The sequence below is a fragment of the Bradyrhizobium sp. USDA 4449 genome (genome assembly GCF_054056275.1).
Genome location: NZ_JBSRYD010000001.1, coordinates 2,330,295 through 2,343,657, shown reverse-complemented (window position 1 = coordinate 2,343,657; position 13,363 = coordinate 2,330,295). Strand labels below are relative to the sequence as shown.

At 64.9% G+C, this 13,363-nt stretch carries 14 protein-coding genes; 13 read left to right on the top strand and 1 reads right to left on the bottom strand.

The window, feature by feature from the left end:
• Positions 1 to 134: 134 nt before the first annotated feature.
• The 10 genes from soxX (at position 135) to ACVIIW_RS11050 (ending at position 7,607) form a co-directional block, all read left to right on the top strand.
• Positions 135 to 491, top strand: a complete 357-nt coding sequence (gene soxX / locus ACVIIW_RS11095; RefSeq protein WP_456700776.1) for a sulfur oxidation c-type cytochrome SoxX — start codon at positions 135 to 137, stop codon at positions 489 to 491.
• 21 nt (positions 492 to 512) lie between these two features.
• Positions 513 to 998 carry a thiosulfate oxidation carrier protein SoxY gene (gene soxY, locus ACVIIW_RS11090; RefSeq protein ID WP_456700775.1) on the top strand — a complete coding sequence of 162 codons (486 nt, stop codon included), beginning with the start codon at positions 513 to 515 and terminating at the stop codon, positions 996 to 998.
• A gap of 10 nt (positions 999 to 1,008) precedes the next feature.
• Positions 1,009 to 1,320 carry a thiosulfate oxidation carrier complex protein SoxZ gene (soxZ, locus tag ACVIIW_RS11085; RefSeq protein ID WP_456700774.1) on the top strand — a complete coding sequence of 104 codons (312 nt, stop codon included), beginning with the start codon at positions 1,009 to 1,011 and terminating at the stop codon, positions 1,318 to 1,320.
• Positions 1,320 to 2,183 (top strand): sulfur oxidation c-type cytochrome SoxA, encoded by an 864-nt coding sequence (gene soxA / locus ACVIIW_RS11080; protein WP_456700773.1) that lies wholly within the window; start codon positions 1,320 to 1,322, stop codon positions 2,181 to 2,183. Before soxZ ends, soxA begins: the two co-directional genes overlap by 1 nt.
• Positions 2,180 to 2,485 (top strand): hypothetical protein, encoded by a 306-nt coding sequence (locus ACVIIW_RS11075; RefSeq protein ID WP_456700772.1) that lies wholly within the window; start codon positions 2,180 to 2,182, stop codon positions 2,483 to 2,485. Before soxA ends, ACVIIW_RS11075 begins: the two co-directional genes overlap by 4 nt.
• A gap of 46 nt (positions 2,486 to 2,531) precedes the next feature.
• Positions 2,532 to 4,277, top strand: a complete 1,746-nt coding sequence (soxB, locus tag ACVIIW_RS11070; protein WP_456700771.1) for a thiosulfohydrolase SoxB — start codon at positions 2,532 to 2,534, stop codon at positions 4,275 to 4,277.
• Between the two features lie 3 nt (positions 4,278 to 4,280).
• Positions 4,281 to 4,736: a DsrE family protein gene (locus ACVIIW_RS11065; RefSeq protein ID WP_456700770.1), complete on the top strand. Its 456-nt coding sequence runs from the start codon at positions 4,281 to 4,283 to the stop codon at positions 4,734 to 4,736.
• 145 nt (positions 4,737 to 4,881) lie between these two features.
• Positions 4,882 to 5,919, top strand: coding sequence for an MBL fold metallo-hydrolase (locus ACVIIW_RS11060; RefSeq protein WP_456700769.1), 1,038 nt, complete (start codon positions 4,882 to 4,884; stop codon positions 5,917 to 5,919).
• A 75-nt stretch (positions 5,920 to 5,994) separates the two neighbouring features.
• Positions 5,995 to 6,180: a hypothetical protein gene (locus ACVIIW_RS11055; protein ID WP_456700768.1), complete on the top strand. Its 186-nt coding sequence runs from the start codon at positions 5,995 to 5,997 to the stop codon at positions 6,178 to 6,180.
• A 215-nt stretch (positions 6,181 to 6,395) separates the two neighbouring features.
• Positions 6,396 to 7,607, top strand: coding sequence for an MFS transporter (locus tag ACVIIW_RS11050; RefSeq protein WP_456700767.1), 1,212 nt, complete (start codon positions 6,396 to 6,398; stop codon positions 7,605 to 7,607).
• Positions 7,608 to 7,677: 70 nt separating this feature from the next.
• Here ACVIIW_RS11050 and ACVIIW_RS11045 read toward each other — a convergent pair whose 3' ends face one another.
• On the bottom strand, positions 7,678 to 9,015 hold the full coding sequence (locus tag ACVIIW_RS11045) for an MFS transporter (RefSeq protein WP_456700766.1): 1,338 nt from the start codon (positions 9,013 to 9,015) through the stop codon (positions 7,678 to 7,680).
• A gap of 143 nt (positions 9,016 to 9,158) precedes the next feature.
• Here ACVIIW_RS11045 and ACVIIW_RS11040 point away from each other — a divergent pair, with 143 nt between their 5' ends.
• From ACVIIW_RS11040 to ACVIIW_RS11030, 3 genes are read left to right on the top strand one after another with little or no spacing between them, the layout of a single operon-like run.
• Positions 9,159 to 9,812, top strand: a complete 654-nt coding sequence (locus ACVIIW_RS11040; protein WP_456700765.1) for an ABC transporter ATP-binding protein — start codon at positions 9,159 to 9,161, stop codon at positions 9,810 to 9,812.
• Entirely contained in the window at positions 9,809 to 12,271 is a 2,463-nt protein-coding gene (locus ACVIIW_RS11035) for an FtsX-like permease family protein (RefSeq protein WP_456700764.1), read from the top strand. Before ACVIIW_RS11040 ends, ACVIIW_RS11035 begins: the two co-directional genes overlap by 4 nt.
• Positions 12,261 to 13,343: a lipocalin-like domain-containing protein gene (locus ACVIIW_RS11030; RefSeq protein ID WP_456700763.1), complete on the top strand. Its 1,083-nt coding sequence runs from the start codon at positions 12,261 to 12,263 to the stop codon at positions 13,341 to 13,343. The genes ACVIIW_RS11035 and ACVIIW_RS11030 overlap by 11 nt, the downstream gene beginning before the upstream one ends.
• Positions 13,344 to 13,363 lie beyond the last annotated feature (20 nt).

The window sequence follows — 13,363 nt, the reverse complement described above, 5'->3', positions numbered from 1 at the left end:
GATCCTTCACTTCAGTTGCAATGCGGAAGATATTAACGCCATTTTGCGGCCTGCATAGTCTTGATTGTCAGGGCATGTCCTTTGTGCTTTTGAACATTATCTTTTCCGGACGTCATAAGCCTCGGAACGACGCCTTGACCGCCTTTCCTCACAAGCCCGCCCTGCTCCTCGCGCTGGTCGTGCTCACGGGCCTCGCCGCGCGCCCGGCGTGCGCGCAATCCACCGTCGCCGAGGGTGAGAAGCTCGCCTTCGACCGCGGCAAGGGCAATTGCCTGACCTGCCATGTCATCAAGGGCGGCGATTTGCCGGGCACGATCGGGCCCGAGCTGAAAGACCTCAAGGCCAAGTATCCCGACCGCAACGATCTGGTCGCGATCCTGATCGACGAGACCAAGCGCAACCCGCAGACCATGATGCCGCCGTTCGGTCGCAACCGGATTCTGACCGAACGGGAGATCAACGCGATCGTTGATTTCCTGCAAACGCTGTAACGGTGGGCAAGGAGACCTTTGATGACCACGACCACCGGCCCTCACGCGACGCGGCGCCTGATCCTTCAGGGCACAGCCTCGGTCGTGCTGTTCGGCCTCGGCAATCTCGCATTCGCGCCGGCGCGCGCCGCGGCCAATGACAAATACCCGGACGCCGCGTTCAAGCAAAAGAGCGAGGCCGACGCGATCAAGGCGCTCTACGGCAAGACCGCGGAACCCTCCGACAAGGTCAAGCTCGATGCGCCCGAGATCGCCGAGAACGGCGCGGTGGTGCCGATCTCGGTGACGACGACGCTGGACAAGGTCACCTCGATCTCGTTCTTCGTCGCCGAAAACCCGAACGCGCTCGCGGCGAGCTACAGGATTCCCGACGGTACGATGCCCAGCATCGCCAATCGCCTGAAGATGGCCAAGACCACCAACGTGGTCGCGATCGTCGAGGCCGACGGCAAGCTCTTCAGCGCGACCAGGGAAGTCAAAGTCACCGTCGGTGGCTGCGGCGGCTAGGAGAATCGAGATGGCATCCAGCATTCGCGTCCGCGCCACCGCCAACGGCGACATCACCGAGGTGCAGGCGCTGATCCAGCACCCCATGGATTCCGGCTTCGTCAAGGACGCCAGGGGCGAGCTGATCCCGCCGCATTTCATCCAGGAGCTGAAGTTCGCCTGTAACGGCAAGGAGGTCTTCGTCGCCGATTGGGGCCCGGCCGTCTCCAAGGACCCTTACGTCAAGTTCAGCTTCAAGGGCGGCAAGAAGGGCGACGACCTCAAGATCTCCTGGACCGACAACAAGGGCGGCTCCGACGAGATCACCGCGAAGATCACGTGATGAAAGCCGGTATCTCCCTCCTGCGTGGTTCGTTGGGTGCCGCGTTCGTCGCGTTTGCGCTCGCCGTTCCCCGCGTGAGCGCCGCCGACAAGGTCGATCCCGCGGCCGACGCCAAGGCGTTCCAGAACTTCTTCTTCAAGAAGTTTCCCGATGTGAAGCACGACGATTTCGTCAACGGTCCTTATTCCATGAACGAGGACATGAAGCGGCAGTGGCAGGAGAAGGAAGAATTCCCGCCTTACGAGTTCTCGCTCGACGCCGGCAAGGAGATGTTTGCGACGCCGTTCAAGAACGGCAAGACCTACGCCGACTGCTTCCCGAACGGCGGCATCGGCATTCGCCAGAACTATCCTTATTTCGACACGAAGGAAGGCAAGGTCGTCACGCTGGAGCTCGCGCTCAACCGCTGCCGCGAGGCCAATGGCGAAGCGCCCTACTCCTACGTCAAGGACGAGATGGCCTCGCTCACCGCGTACATGGCCTTCACCTCGCGCGGCAAGCCGATGGACATCAGGATCCCCGACGATCCCCGCGCGCTCGAAGCGTTCGAGAACGGCAAGCGCTATTTCTACACCCGCCGCGGCCAGCTGAATTTCTCCTGTGCGAGCTGCCATGTCCAAAGCCCGGGCGAGCGCATCCGCGCCGAGATCCTGGCGCCGGCACTCGGAATCCTGAACGCGATGCCGATCTATCGCTCCGAATGGAGCGGCATGGGCACCATCAGCCGCCGCTTCATCACCTGCAACAGCCAGACCCGCGCGGTTCCGCTGGAGCCGCAGGCGGACGAATATCGCGACGTCGAATATTTCCTGTCCTACGTCGCCAACGGCCTGCCGATCTCAGGCCCGGGAGCGCGGCCATGAAGCGGTCACTTGTCTTGGCGATGTTGGTTCTCTCGAGCCTCGCGCCTTCAGCGCGCGCGGCAAATGAAGCAGACTACAAGGCTGCCTATGCCGCCGCGGAGGCAGCCTCCAAGGAGGCGTCAGGGATGCGCAACCAGTGGACCACGACCGTCTCGACGCTGGCGGCTGCCAAGAAGGCGGGCGATGGCGGCGATTTCGACGGCGCCGTGGCTGCGGCAAAAGAAGCCGAAGCGCTGGCGAAGGCGTCGATTGTCCAGGCGAGCTCCGAAAAAGAAGCCTGGAAGGCAATGGAAATCCGCTAGACTAGCGCCCAGTGGAACTGCCGAGAACCGGCGCGGAGAATGTGTGATGGCGATCCGCCGCCGCGATTTCCTGAAGAGTACAGCCGCTGTCGCCACCTCGCTCGGCCTGCCGTGGCGTGCGCACGGTGCTGAAGCCGCCAGCATCTACGACATCGAGCGCTTCGGCAACGCGCGGATCCTGCACACCACCGACACCCATGCGCAGCTCAACCCGGTCTATTTCCGCGAGCCCAGCGTCAATATCGGCGTCGGCGAGATGTCGGGACGGCCGCCGCATCTGGTCGCGCGCGCGTTCCTGGAGCGCTTCGGCATCCGGCCCGACAGTGCCGATGCCTATGCTTTCACCTCCATCGAGTTCGAGAAGTCTGCCGGCCGGTTCGGCAAGCTCGGTGGCTTCGCCCATCTGAAGACACTGATCGACCGTCTGCGCGCCGATGTCGGCGACAAGCGTGCCATGCTGGTCGACGGTGGCGACCTCTGGCAGGGCACGGGGCTTGCCAACATCATGCAGGGCCGCGACATGGTGGAGGTCGCCAATCTGCTCGGCATCGAGGCCATGACCGGGCATTGGGAATTCACCTATGGCGAGCAGGCGCTGCGCGACAATCTCGAGCACTTCAAGGGCGAGTTCCTCGCGCAGAACGTCTTCCTGACCGAGGAAGCCGCGTTCAACGACGCCCCCGCCTTCGACAAGGCTAGCGGGCGCGTGTTCAAGCCGTCGATCATCAAAGAGCTCAGTGGCCATCGCGTCGCGGTGATCGGCCAGGCTTTCCCTTACGTGCCGATCGCGCATCCCAAGCGGTTCACGCCGGACTGGACCTTCGGCATCCGCGAGGAGGAGCTGCAGAAGCATGTCGACGCGTTGCGCGGCACCGACAAGGTCGACGCGGTGATCCTGCTGTCGCACAACGGCATGGACGTCGACCTCAAGCTTGCAACCCGCGTCACCGGCATCGACGTCATTCTCGGCGGCCACACCCATGACGCCGTGCCGCAGCCCGTCCCGATGAAGAACGCCGGCGGCACGACGCTCGTCACCAATGCCGGCTCGAACGGAAAATTCCTGGGTGTGCTCGATCTCGCACTCGACAAGGGCAAGGTCAGCGACGTCAGATATCATCTGCTGCCTGTCTATTCCGAGCTGCTGAAGCCCGATCCCGCCATGGCCGAGTTGATCGGAAAGCTGCGCGCGCCAGTTGTGACCGACTGGTCCGAGAAGATCGCAACGCCCGACCGCCTGCTCTATCGCCGCGACAATTTCGCCGGCCCTGTCGACGAGTTGATCTGCACTGCGTTGCGCACTGAGCTCAACGCCGAGATCGCCCTGTCGCCGGGCTTCCGCTGGGGCCTCACCGCCTTGTCCGGCCAGCCCATCACCATGGAAGATGTGCTCGCGGAAACCGCGATCACCTATCCCGACACTTACGTGCAGGAGATGACCGGCGCGCAAATCAAGGATGTGCTGGAAGACGTCTGCGACAATCTCTTTAATACCGATCCCTATCATCAGCAGGGCGGCGACATGGTCCGCGCGGGCGGACTGAGCTACACCTGCGCGCCTGCGAACAGCATGGGCAGCCGCATCTCCGAACTCAAGCTCGACAACGGCAGGGCGATCTCGGCAAGCCGTCACTACAAGGTCGCGGGCTGGGCCTCGGTGAACGGCCAGCAGGGCGCGCCGGTGTGGGACGTCGTCGGCAGATATCTGCGATCGGGCCGGATGTTTCAGGAGCGCCTCGGCGCCGGCGTCACGCTGAAGGGTGTGGACGGCAACCCGGGCATTGCAGGATAGGATATGCGCTCGCAAGTCTTTCGCACGATGCTGCTGGCGCTGCTCGCCTGGGCGGCGGCGCCTCTCGCGTTCGCGCAGCAGGCGGCGCTCCAGGACAAACCGTTCGCCGAGCACAAGATCGTGCTGCAGCTCTCCGACGGCGATGCCAGGAAGCAGGCGCTGGTGCTCAGCGTCGCCAACAATCTCCTGAAGGCCTATGACCCCGACAAGATCGCGGTGGAGGTCGTCGCCTTCGGTCCCGGCATCGATCTGCTGCTGTCGGGCAACGAGCGTCGCAAGCAGGTCGAAAGCCTGATCGCACAGGGCGTGCGCTTCGACATCTGCCTCAACACAGTGGATACGGTCGAGCGCGAGACGGGAAAAAGGCCTGAGTTCATTCCGGGGGCGACACCGGTGCAGGTCGGCGTGGGGCAGATCCTGTTTCTGGCGGAGAACGGGTACACATTGGTCAGGCCGTAGCCCCTTCTGCCGCATCACACGCCGCCGTCGTCCCTGCGCCGCAATAAAAATTTTCTAAAATCTCTTCTCTCCGCAGTGAATTACTTCTCCTGTAGCCCTCCGACGTAGTAGAATCCTCGAAACCACTGCACGCCGGGGTTCTGCCATGATCTTCCGCCAGCTCTTCGACAGCGTTTCAGGCACCTACAGCTACATCCTTGCCAGCCGCCCCGGCGGCGAGGCGCTGATCCTCGATCCCGTGCTGGAGAAGGTCGACCGCTACTGCCAGCTGCTGCGCGAGCTCGACCTCAAGCTGGTCAAGGCCGTCGACACGCATCTGCATGCCGACCACGTCACCGGGCTAGGCGAGCTGCGCAACCGCACCCATTGCATGACGGTGATGGGCGACCAGACCAAGGCCGACGTGGTGGCGATGCGGGTCGCCGACGGCGACAAGGTGACCATCGAGGGCCTCTCGCTCGACGTGATGTATACGCCGGGCCACACCGACGATTCCTATTCCTACCTGATGGGCGACCGCGTCTTCACCGGCGACACGCTCTTGATCCGCGGCACCGGACGCACCGATTTCCAGAACGGTTCTTCGCGCGCACAATACGAGTCAATTTTCAACCGGCTGCTCAAGCTGCCTGATGAGACGATGGTGTTCCCGGCGCATGACTACAAGGGCGACACGGTCTCCACCATCGGCGAGGAGAAGCGCTACAATCCGCGGCTCCAGGTCCGCTCGGTCGACGAATATATCGAGCTGATGGCGAATTTGAAGCTGCCCAATCCGAAGATGATGGATGTGGCGGTGCCGGCCAACATGCATGTCGGCCTGCATCAGGAAGAGCTGGAGAAGGAGGGCCGTGCGCTCAGCGCGGTCGACGCGATCCGCATTCTCGGCCGGCCCGACATGCTGCTGGTGGATCTGCGCGAGACCAATGAGCGAATGAAACACGGCATGCTCGAAGGCGCCCTGCACACGCCCTATCCGAGCGTCGAGGAAAGCCTCAAGCCGGGCGGCATGCTGCGCGAGGTCGCAGCCGCCACCGGTCGCCGCGTTGTGTTCTTCTGCGCCTTTGGCGAGCGCTCGGCGATGGCTGTTGCCGCCGCCAAGGAGGCCGGGCTCAGCAATACAGCGCATATCGCCGGCGGCATCGATGCCTGGAAAAAGGCGGGCGGGCCGGTGGTGCACTGAAGGCTTGAGATAAGTCAGGAAGCGCACCTGTTTTCAGACTAGAAGCGGATGATGCATCACCGTCCGAGACCAGCCATGGCCAAGATCGGAAGCAAGATCGGAAGCAAGACCGTCGAGCCGAGCGAACCGCCGAAGACGAAGAGCGCGGCCGACAAGGCGAAGAAGCCCCAGCCGCCACCCGACACCGACGACGATTATGAAGATGGCGACATCGCCACGCCGAAGCGTGATCGCTATGGGCCTGATGACGAGCCGTTGTGAGGGGATGAGGTGTTGAGAGGGTGATCTTGCCACACGAACCGTACGTTCCCTCCCCCCTTGTGGGGGAGGGAGCGCAGTTGTGCTACGCGGCTCTATCGAGCCCTTATTGATGGCCTCGCGCCCGCCCGCGCTACCTGCCATGCGCCTGCGTTCATGGACAAATAAGCTGCCTGGTCGATATTTTGCCTTTCCCTCGGAGGCAAAACGGAACTGCAATGGTCGACGTTCTCGCCGCACCGGAACAAGGCAAGGCGGACAGCGCGCTGCGCACGCTGACCGGGATCTCGATCGCGCATTGGGTCAGCCATTTCCATCTGCTGGTCCTGCCGATGCTGTTCCCGTTCCTCAAAGATCAGCTCGGCGTCGGCTATGTCGAACTCGGCTTCGCGCTGACCGTGTCGGCGGTCGTCTCCGGTCTGACGCAGGCGCCGACCGGCTATCTCGTCGACCATTTCGGCGCGCGCAAGATCCTGCTCGGCGGACTGACGCTCGGCGGTCTCGCGCTGATCATGCTCGGCCTGCATCTCAGCTACGCATCGCTGATCGCCTGCGGCGTGCTGCTCGGTCTCGCCAACAGCGTCTATCATCCCGCCGATTACGCCATCCTCGCCGAGCATATGGACGAGGCGCGGATGGGTCGCGCCTTCTCGGTCCACACCTTTGCCGGCTATTTTGGTGGCGCCGTCGCGCCGGCGATCGTCGCGGCCCTCGTCACACTGTCCGGCGGGACAGGTGCCCTCCTTGCGTCGGGTGCGATCGGCGTGCTGGTCGCGCTGCTGCTGGTGGCGATGAGCATTCCGGATGCCGGCGCGCACAAGGCCAAGCCTGAACACGCAAACGCACCGAAACAGCCCGTCATCACGCCGGCACTGATGACGCTGACCGCACTGTTCATGCTGCTGAGCCTGTCGGTGGCCGGCATCAATAATTTCGGCGTGGTCGCGCTGATGAGCGGCTACGGCGCAACCTACTCCGCCGCCAACGTCGCGCTGACGGCGTTCCTCGGCTCAAGCGCTGTGGGCGTCCTCGCGGGCGGGTTCCTCGCCGACCATACCGAGCGCCACGGTTATGTCGCCGCTGCCTGCTTTGCTGCGAATGCCGCGATCGTGCTGCTGATCGCGGTGGTCGCGCTGCCGGGCTGGGTCTTGACCGGCACGATGGCGACCGCAGGCTTCCTCTCCGGCGTGATCGCGCCGTCGCGGGACATGCTGGTGCGCAATGCGGCGCCTCCCGGTGCCGCCGGGCGTGCCTTCGGCATCGTCTCCACCGGCTTCAATCTCGGCGGCATCGTCTCGCCGCTGCTGTTCGGCTGGATCATGGACCAGAGCGCACCGCATTGGGTGTTCGGCGCCTCCGTGATCTTCATGGTCGCGACCGTGGTGCTGTCGCCGCTCACGGAACGGAAGCCGCAGGCCAAGGCTGCGTAACCAGGAATTCAACTGTCGTCCCGGCCAAGGCCGGGACGACAGCCGCGTTTGGTCAGTTGTCAGCCAAACCTTACGTCGGCGACACCACGCCCTTCAGCCCGGCTTGCCGCGGAGCCGCGCTGCGCGTGAGGCGGGCCTTTTCGGTGTTCGGCCAGAGCAGCAGCAGGCCGACGACGCCGGAGCCTATCATCACCAGTGCATTGATGGTGTAGCCGGTCATGTAGCCGTCCAGAATGCTGCCGGCGCGTTGGATCACGCTTCCCATCACCATCGGCGCGATGATGCCCGAGAGCGTGTAGAGCGCACCGTAGATCGCGATGACCGCGCCGCGCTGCGAGGCTGGCGTGAACTCGCCGAGCATCGGCGGGCAGACGACGTAGATCGCGCCGCACAGGCCCGCGCCCACCACGAGCAGCGCGATCTGAAGACCAGCGCCCGAGGCATGCGGCATCGTCGCCAGGATCAGGCCGCCGAGGACCAGCGGTGCCGAGCCGAGCACGCCGCGCGAAATGCGCGTGCTGTAGCCCCGCGCTGTCATCACCTGCGAGATCCAGCCCGTCAAGATCACGACGGTGGCGCCGAATATCCAGGGCAGGATCGAGATGAAGCCGGCCTGCTGCTGCGAGAAGCCGAGCCCCGTGACGATGAACGCGGTGAACCAGGTGAGTCCGAGCGAGAGCGCCCAATAGGCGCCGAAAGTCGCGATCACGCAGCCGAGAAAGGTGCGCGAGGTCAGCAACTGGACGTAGGGAATCTTCGGCTCGGTGGCAGCGAGCGCCTGCGTGTCCTCGAGCGGGCCTTCCTTGCCGAAGGCCAGCCAGGCGCAGACCCAGATCAGGCCCGTCACGCCGAGCGCGCCGAAGGCGTAGTGCCAGGAGTGATTGACGATGACCCAGTTCAGCGCCGGCACGGCGAGGATGACGCCGAAGGCCGAGCCCTGCGACAGGATCGCGGTGGGCAGCGTGCGCTTTTCGTCCGGGAACCATTTGTAGATCGCGTGCGCGGCCACCGAGAATGCCGGGCCTTCGCCTGCGCCCAGCACGACGCGGCAGACCAGCAGCGTGGTGAAGGAGACGGTGCCGACCATTGGAAACTGCGCCAGTGCCCAAATCACCGCGAGGGTCAGCAGCACATATCGCGTCGGCACCTTGTTGACGACGAAGCCGACCACGATGGCCGAGATCGAGAACAGGAAGAAGAACGAGGAGCCGAGCAAGCCGAATTGCTCGGGCTCGAGCTTCAGATCGGTCATGATCGGCACGCCGGCGAGGCCGACGACGATCTTGTCGGCGAAATTCACGACCATGAAGAGAAAGAGGAGAAAAGTGACGGTCCAGGCGCCCTTCGGCGTTGCCATGGATGCCTCTGCCGTCTTAGCCGCCGCCGACGGCGTTGCCTGAGCGCTCATAGTTCTCCCCACATGTCATTTTTCGGCACTTTTTGCATGGCCGTCCTGGGAGCTAACAACGGCTTGAACGGCAACGCAACCCCGGTATTTCCGCAGCAAGTGTGCTACGCAGCATTGAGTTCATTCCGTCCGGCGCATTAATCTTGCTCAGCATCCGAAACCTCTCCAAAAGCTTCACCTCGGCCGGCGAGCTGGTCCATGTGCTGCGCGGCGTCGACCTCGATCTCAGGCCCGGCGAACGCGTCGCGCTCACGGGCGAATCCGGCAGCGGCAAGAGCACGCTGCTGCACCTGATCGCCGGGCTCGATGCCGCCGACGGTGGCGCGATCCGGCTCGGGGATTCCGAGGTCACGGGCCTCTCCGACGCCGGGCGCGCCGAGCTGCGCCGCGACAGGATCGGGCTGGTGTTCCAGCAGTTCAACCTGATCCCGAGCCTGTCGGTGGCGGACAACCTCGCCTTCCAGGCGCGCATCGCCGGCCGGCATGATGCAGCCTGGACCAGGGAGCTGGTCGAACGCCTCGGGCTGGGCGGCCTGCTCAAGCGTTATCCCGAGCAATTGTCCGGCGGCCAGCAGCAGCGCGTCGCAATCGGGCGGGCGCTGGCGACAAAACCATCGCTGCTGCTTGCGGACGAGCCGACCGGCAATCTGGATGAAGCCACCGCCGAGGACGTGCTGGCGCTGACACGCGATCTCGTCGCGCGCACCGGCTGCGGCTTCCTGATGGTGACGCACAGCCTGCATCTGGCCGGCACGCTCGACCGGCACGTCGTCCTCCATGCGGGACGAATCGCATGAGGCGCGCGCTGTGGGTGCTCGCGGTGCTGCTCAGCCATTGGCGGCGGCACAGGATGCAGTTCGCGACGCTGCTGATCGGCTTGATCGCCGCAACGGCACTGTGGAGCGGGGTGCAGGCGATCAACCAGCAGGCCCGCACCGCCTATGATCGCGCGGCCGCGACGTTTGGCGGCGTCCGCACCGCCACGCTGGTCGCGCCCAATGCGGCGACGTTCCCACAGGACTTGTTCATCAAACTCCGTCGCGCGGGCTGGCCGGTTTCGCCGGTGCTGGAAGGCCGGGTTCAGATCAATGGACGTTCGATGCGGCTGCTCGGCATCGAGCCGGTGACGCTGCCCGCCGATGTCGGCAACGCACCGCGCCTCGGTGCGGGGGATTTGAGTCGTTTCGTGGCCGCACCCGGCCAGACGCTGGTGGCGCGGGAGACGCTGGGCGATCTGCACGAGGACGAAGGCGCGATGCCATCGACCAGCGGCGGGGCAAAGTTGCCGCCGCTGCATGTGCTGCCTCAGCTCGTGCCTGATGTGCTGGTGGTTGATATCGGGGTCGCGCAGCGGCTTTTGAACAAGCCGGACCAGGTCTCACGCCTGCTGATCGGGAAGCCGAAGGGCAAGCCCGCACCGCTGCAAAGCGTCGTCGGCGATCGACTGCAGCGCGTCGAGCCGAGCGCCGAGACCGAGCTGGAGCGCCTCACCGACAGTTTCCATCTCAATCTCACCGCCTTCGGCCTGCTGTCGTTCTTCGTCGGCCTCTTCATCGTCAACTCGGCCGTCGGCCTCGCCTTCGAGCAACGGCTGCCGATGCTGCGAACCCTGCGCGCCTGCGGCGCCTCGGCGCGGCTCGTCAACAGCGTGCTGGTGCTGGAGCTGGTGGCGCTGGCGCTGGTCGCGGGGCTGATCGGACTCGTCTGCGGTTACTTCATCGCGGCTGCGCTCCTGCCTGATGTCGCAGCCTCCCTGCGCGGACTCTATGGCGCGCAGATTCCAGGGCAGCTGTCGCTTCAGCCCGAATGGTGGCTCGCCGGGATCGGCATCAGCGTGGCGGGTGCGATCGTGGCGGCCGCGACCAGCCTGATCAAGGCGGTCAGGATGCCGGTGCTCGCGACCGCGCAGCCGCGGGCCTGGCAGCAACGACAGCGCCGCTGGTTGGTGCTGCAGAGCCTCGCCGCTTGTGCCGTGTTCGCCGCCGCGCTGTTGCTGCTCCAGTACGGCCAATCGCTGATCGCTGGTTTTGGCCTGCTGGCCGCGCTGATGCTCGGTGCGGCGCTGATCCTGCCGGCCTTCCTCGAGATGCTGCTGCTCGCTGGCCAGCGTCTTGCGCGCGGACCTTTGGCGTTGTGGTTCTGGGCCGACAGCCGGCAGCAGCTCTCCGGCTTGTCGCTGGCGCTGATGGCGCTGCTGCTCGCGCTTTCAGTCAATGTCGGGGTGTCCACCATGGTGGAAACGTTCAGCCGCACCTTTGTCGGCTGGCTCGACGGCCGGCTCGCCGCCGACGTCTACATCAGCGCCGCCGACAATGCGCAAGCGATCGCGGTCCGCAACTGGCTCAAGGACCGCAGCGAGGTCCAGGCGATCCTGTCGGGCGGACGCGCGGAGACGCTGGTCGAGGGGCAGCCGGTGGAGCTGCTCGGCCTGCCCGATCACCCGCTCTATCGCGAGCGCTGGCCGCTGCTGGAAAGCGCGCCGCACGCCTGGGAGCAACTCGTGCCCGGCAATGCCGCCTTCATCAGCGAGCAGCTGAGCCGTCGCCTCAATGTCCGCGTCGGCGACGTCATCGAGGTGCCGGCGCCTGAGGGGACCTGGGAGCTCGACATTGTCGGCATCTATGCCGATTACGGCAATCCCAAGGGGCAGCTGGCGGTGAATGTCGCGGCGCTGATCCGGCAATTTCCACAGACACCGCAAACGCGGATCGGGCTGATTGTCCCGCGCGACAAGGTCCCCGGATTGATCGCGGCCTTGCAAAAGCAGTTCGCGCTCGACGACCGCGCCGTGGCCGACCAGGCCACGGTGAAGGCGGAATCGATCCGCATCTTCAACCGCACCTTTGCCGTGACGTCGGCGCTGAATGCGTTCACGCTCGGCGTCGCCGGCATCGCACTGCTGACCAGCCTCTTGACGCTCGCGAACTCACGGCTGCCGCAGCTTGCGCCGCTCTGGGCGATCGGCATGACCCGGCCACGCCTTGCGGCGATCGAGCTGACCAAGACGCTCTCGGTCGCGCTGTTCACCTCGCTGCTGGCGGTGCCGCTCGGGCTGCTGGTGGCGTGGTGCCTGATCGCGATCGTCAACGTGAAGGCGTTCGGCTGGCGGCTGCCGTTCCATGTGTTTCCGCTGCAATTGGCCGAGCTGATCGCGGTCGCGCTGGTCGCATCGTCGTTCGCCGCGCTGCTGCCCGTCTTGCGATTGGCAAGGATGCAGCCGGCGAGCCTCGTCAAGGTGTTTGCCAATGAGCGCTGACAAACTCTCGCGCCGCGCGTTTGCCGGCGGCATCGCCGCGCTGGCTTTCGCGCGCCGCGCCAGCGCGCAAGGTTATGCCGGGCTCGGCGAGACCGCCGACGGCTTTGCGATAGTCACACCCGGAAGGACGTTCACCTTCCCTGGCGATCACGGGCCGCATCCGGATTATCGCATCGAGTGGTGGTATCTGACGGCGAACCTGGTCGACAGCAATGGCGCTGCCTGCGGGCTGCAATGGACATTATTCCGCCAGGCAGAAAAGCCGGGACCACAAGCCGAAGGCTGGGCCAATCAGCAGATATGGATGGCGCATGCCGCGGTGACTCGCGCCGACACCCATCGTTTCAACGAGCTGTTTTCGCGCGGCGGCATCGGGCAGGCCGGCGTCGAGGCCAAGCCGTTGGCGGCATGGATCGACGATTGGGAGATGAAGGGGACCGAGCGTACCGACGATCGGACCTTGGCGCCGGTGACGCTGAAAGCCTCCGGCACCGACTTCGGCTATGCGCTGACGCTGGACGCCGATCGTCCCGTCGTCTTGCAGGGTGACGGCGGATACAGCCGCAAGTCGGAGCGCGGGCAGGCGTCCTACTATTACAGCCAGCCTTTCTACCGCGCGCGGGGCACGCTCACCATCGACGACGTCCAGGTCGAGGTCTCAGGCCAGGCCTGGATGGACCGCGAATGGAGCAGCCAGCCGCTCGACGCCGACCAGACCGGCTGGGACTGGCTGTCGCTGCATCTGGCGTCGGGCGACAAGCTGATGCTGTACCGGCTGCGCCAGAAAGACGGGCACGATTATCCGTTCGGCAACTGGATCAGCGCCTCAGGCAGCACGCAGATGATTGCGGGCAGCGACATCCGGATGACCCCGAAAGCGACGGCCGAGGTCGCCGGCCGCAAGCTGCCGCTGGAGTGGCAGATCGCGATCCCCTCGCGATCCCTCTCGATCACCTGCAAGCCGCTCAATCCCGGGGCGTGGATGGGGACCGGCTTTTCCTATTGGGAGGGACCGATCAGCTTCGCCGGCACGCATGATGGCGTTGGCTATCTCGAGCTGACCGGGTATTGAAGCGCGGTCTTTCTGGGGAA

Excerpts from the sequence above, each read along its gene's own strand:
- soxY (WP_456700775.1), top strand. The coding sequence starts at position 513 with ATGACCACGACCACCGGCCCTCACGCGACGCGGCGCCTGATCCTTCAG.
- soxZ (WP_456700774.1), top strand. The coding sequence starts at position 1,009 with ATGGCATCCAGCATTCGCGTCCGCGCCACCGCCAACGGCGACATCACC.
- soxA (WP_456700773.1), top strand. The coding sequence starts at position 1,320 with ATGAAAGCCGGTATCTCCCTCCTGCGTGGTTCGTTGGGTGCCGCGTTC.
- ACVIIW_RS11075 (WP_456700772.1), top strand. The coding sequence starts at position 2,180 with ATGAAGCGGTCACTTGTCTTGGCGATGTTGGTTCTCTCGAGCCTCGCG.
- soxB (WP_456700771.1), top strand. The coding sequence starts at position 2,532 with ATGGCGATCCGCCGCCGCGATTTCCTGAAGAGTACAGCCGCTGTCGCC.
- ACVIIW_RS11065 (WP_456700770.1), top strand. The coding sequence starts at position 4,281 with ATGCGCTCGCAAGTCTTTCGCACGATGCTGCTGGCGCTGCTCGCCTGG.
- ACVIIW_RS11060 (WP_456700769.1), top strand. The coding sequence starts at position 4,882 with ATGATCTTCCGCCAGCTCTTCGACAGCGTTTCAGGCACCTACAGCTAC.
- ACVIIW_RS11055 (WP_456700768.1), top strand. The coding sequence starts at position 5,995 with ATGGCCAAGATCGGAAGCAAGATCGGAAGCAAGACCGTCGAGCCGAGC.
- ACVIIW_RS11050 (WP_456700767.1), top strand. The coding sequence starts at position 6,396 with ATGGTCGACGTTCTCGCCGCACCGGAACAAGGCAAGGCGGACAGCGCG.
- ACVIIW_RS11045 (WP_456700766.1), bottom strand. The coding sequence starts at position 9,015 with ATGAGCGCTCAGGCAACGCCGTCGGCGGCGGCTAAGACGGCAGAGGCA.
- ACVIIW_RS11035 (WP_456700764.1), top strand. The coding sequence starts at position 9,809 with ATGAGGCGCGCGCTGTGGGTGCTCGCGGTGCTGCTCAGCCATTGGCGG.
- ACVIIW_RS11030 (WP_456700763.1), top strand. The coding sequence starts at position 12,261 with ATGAGCGCTGACAAACTCTCGCGCCGCGCGTTTGCCGGCGGCATCGCC.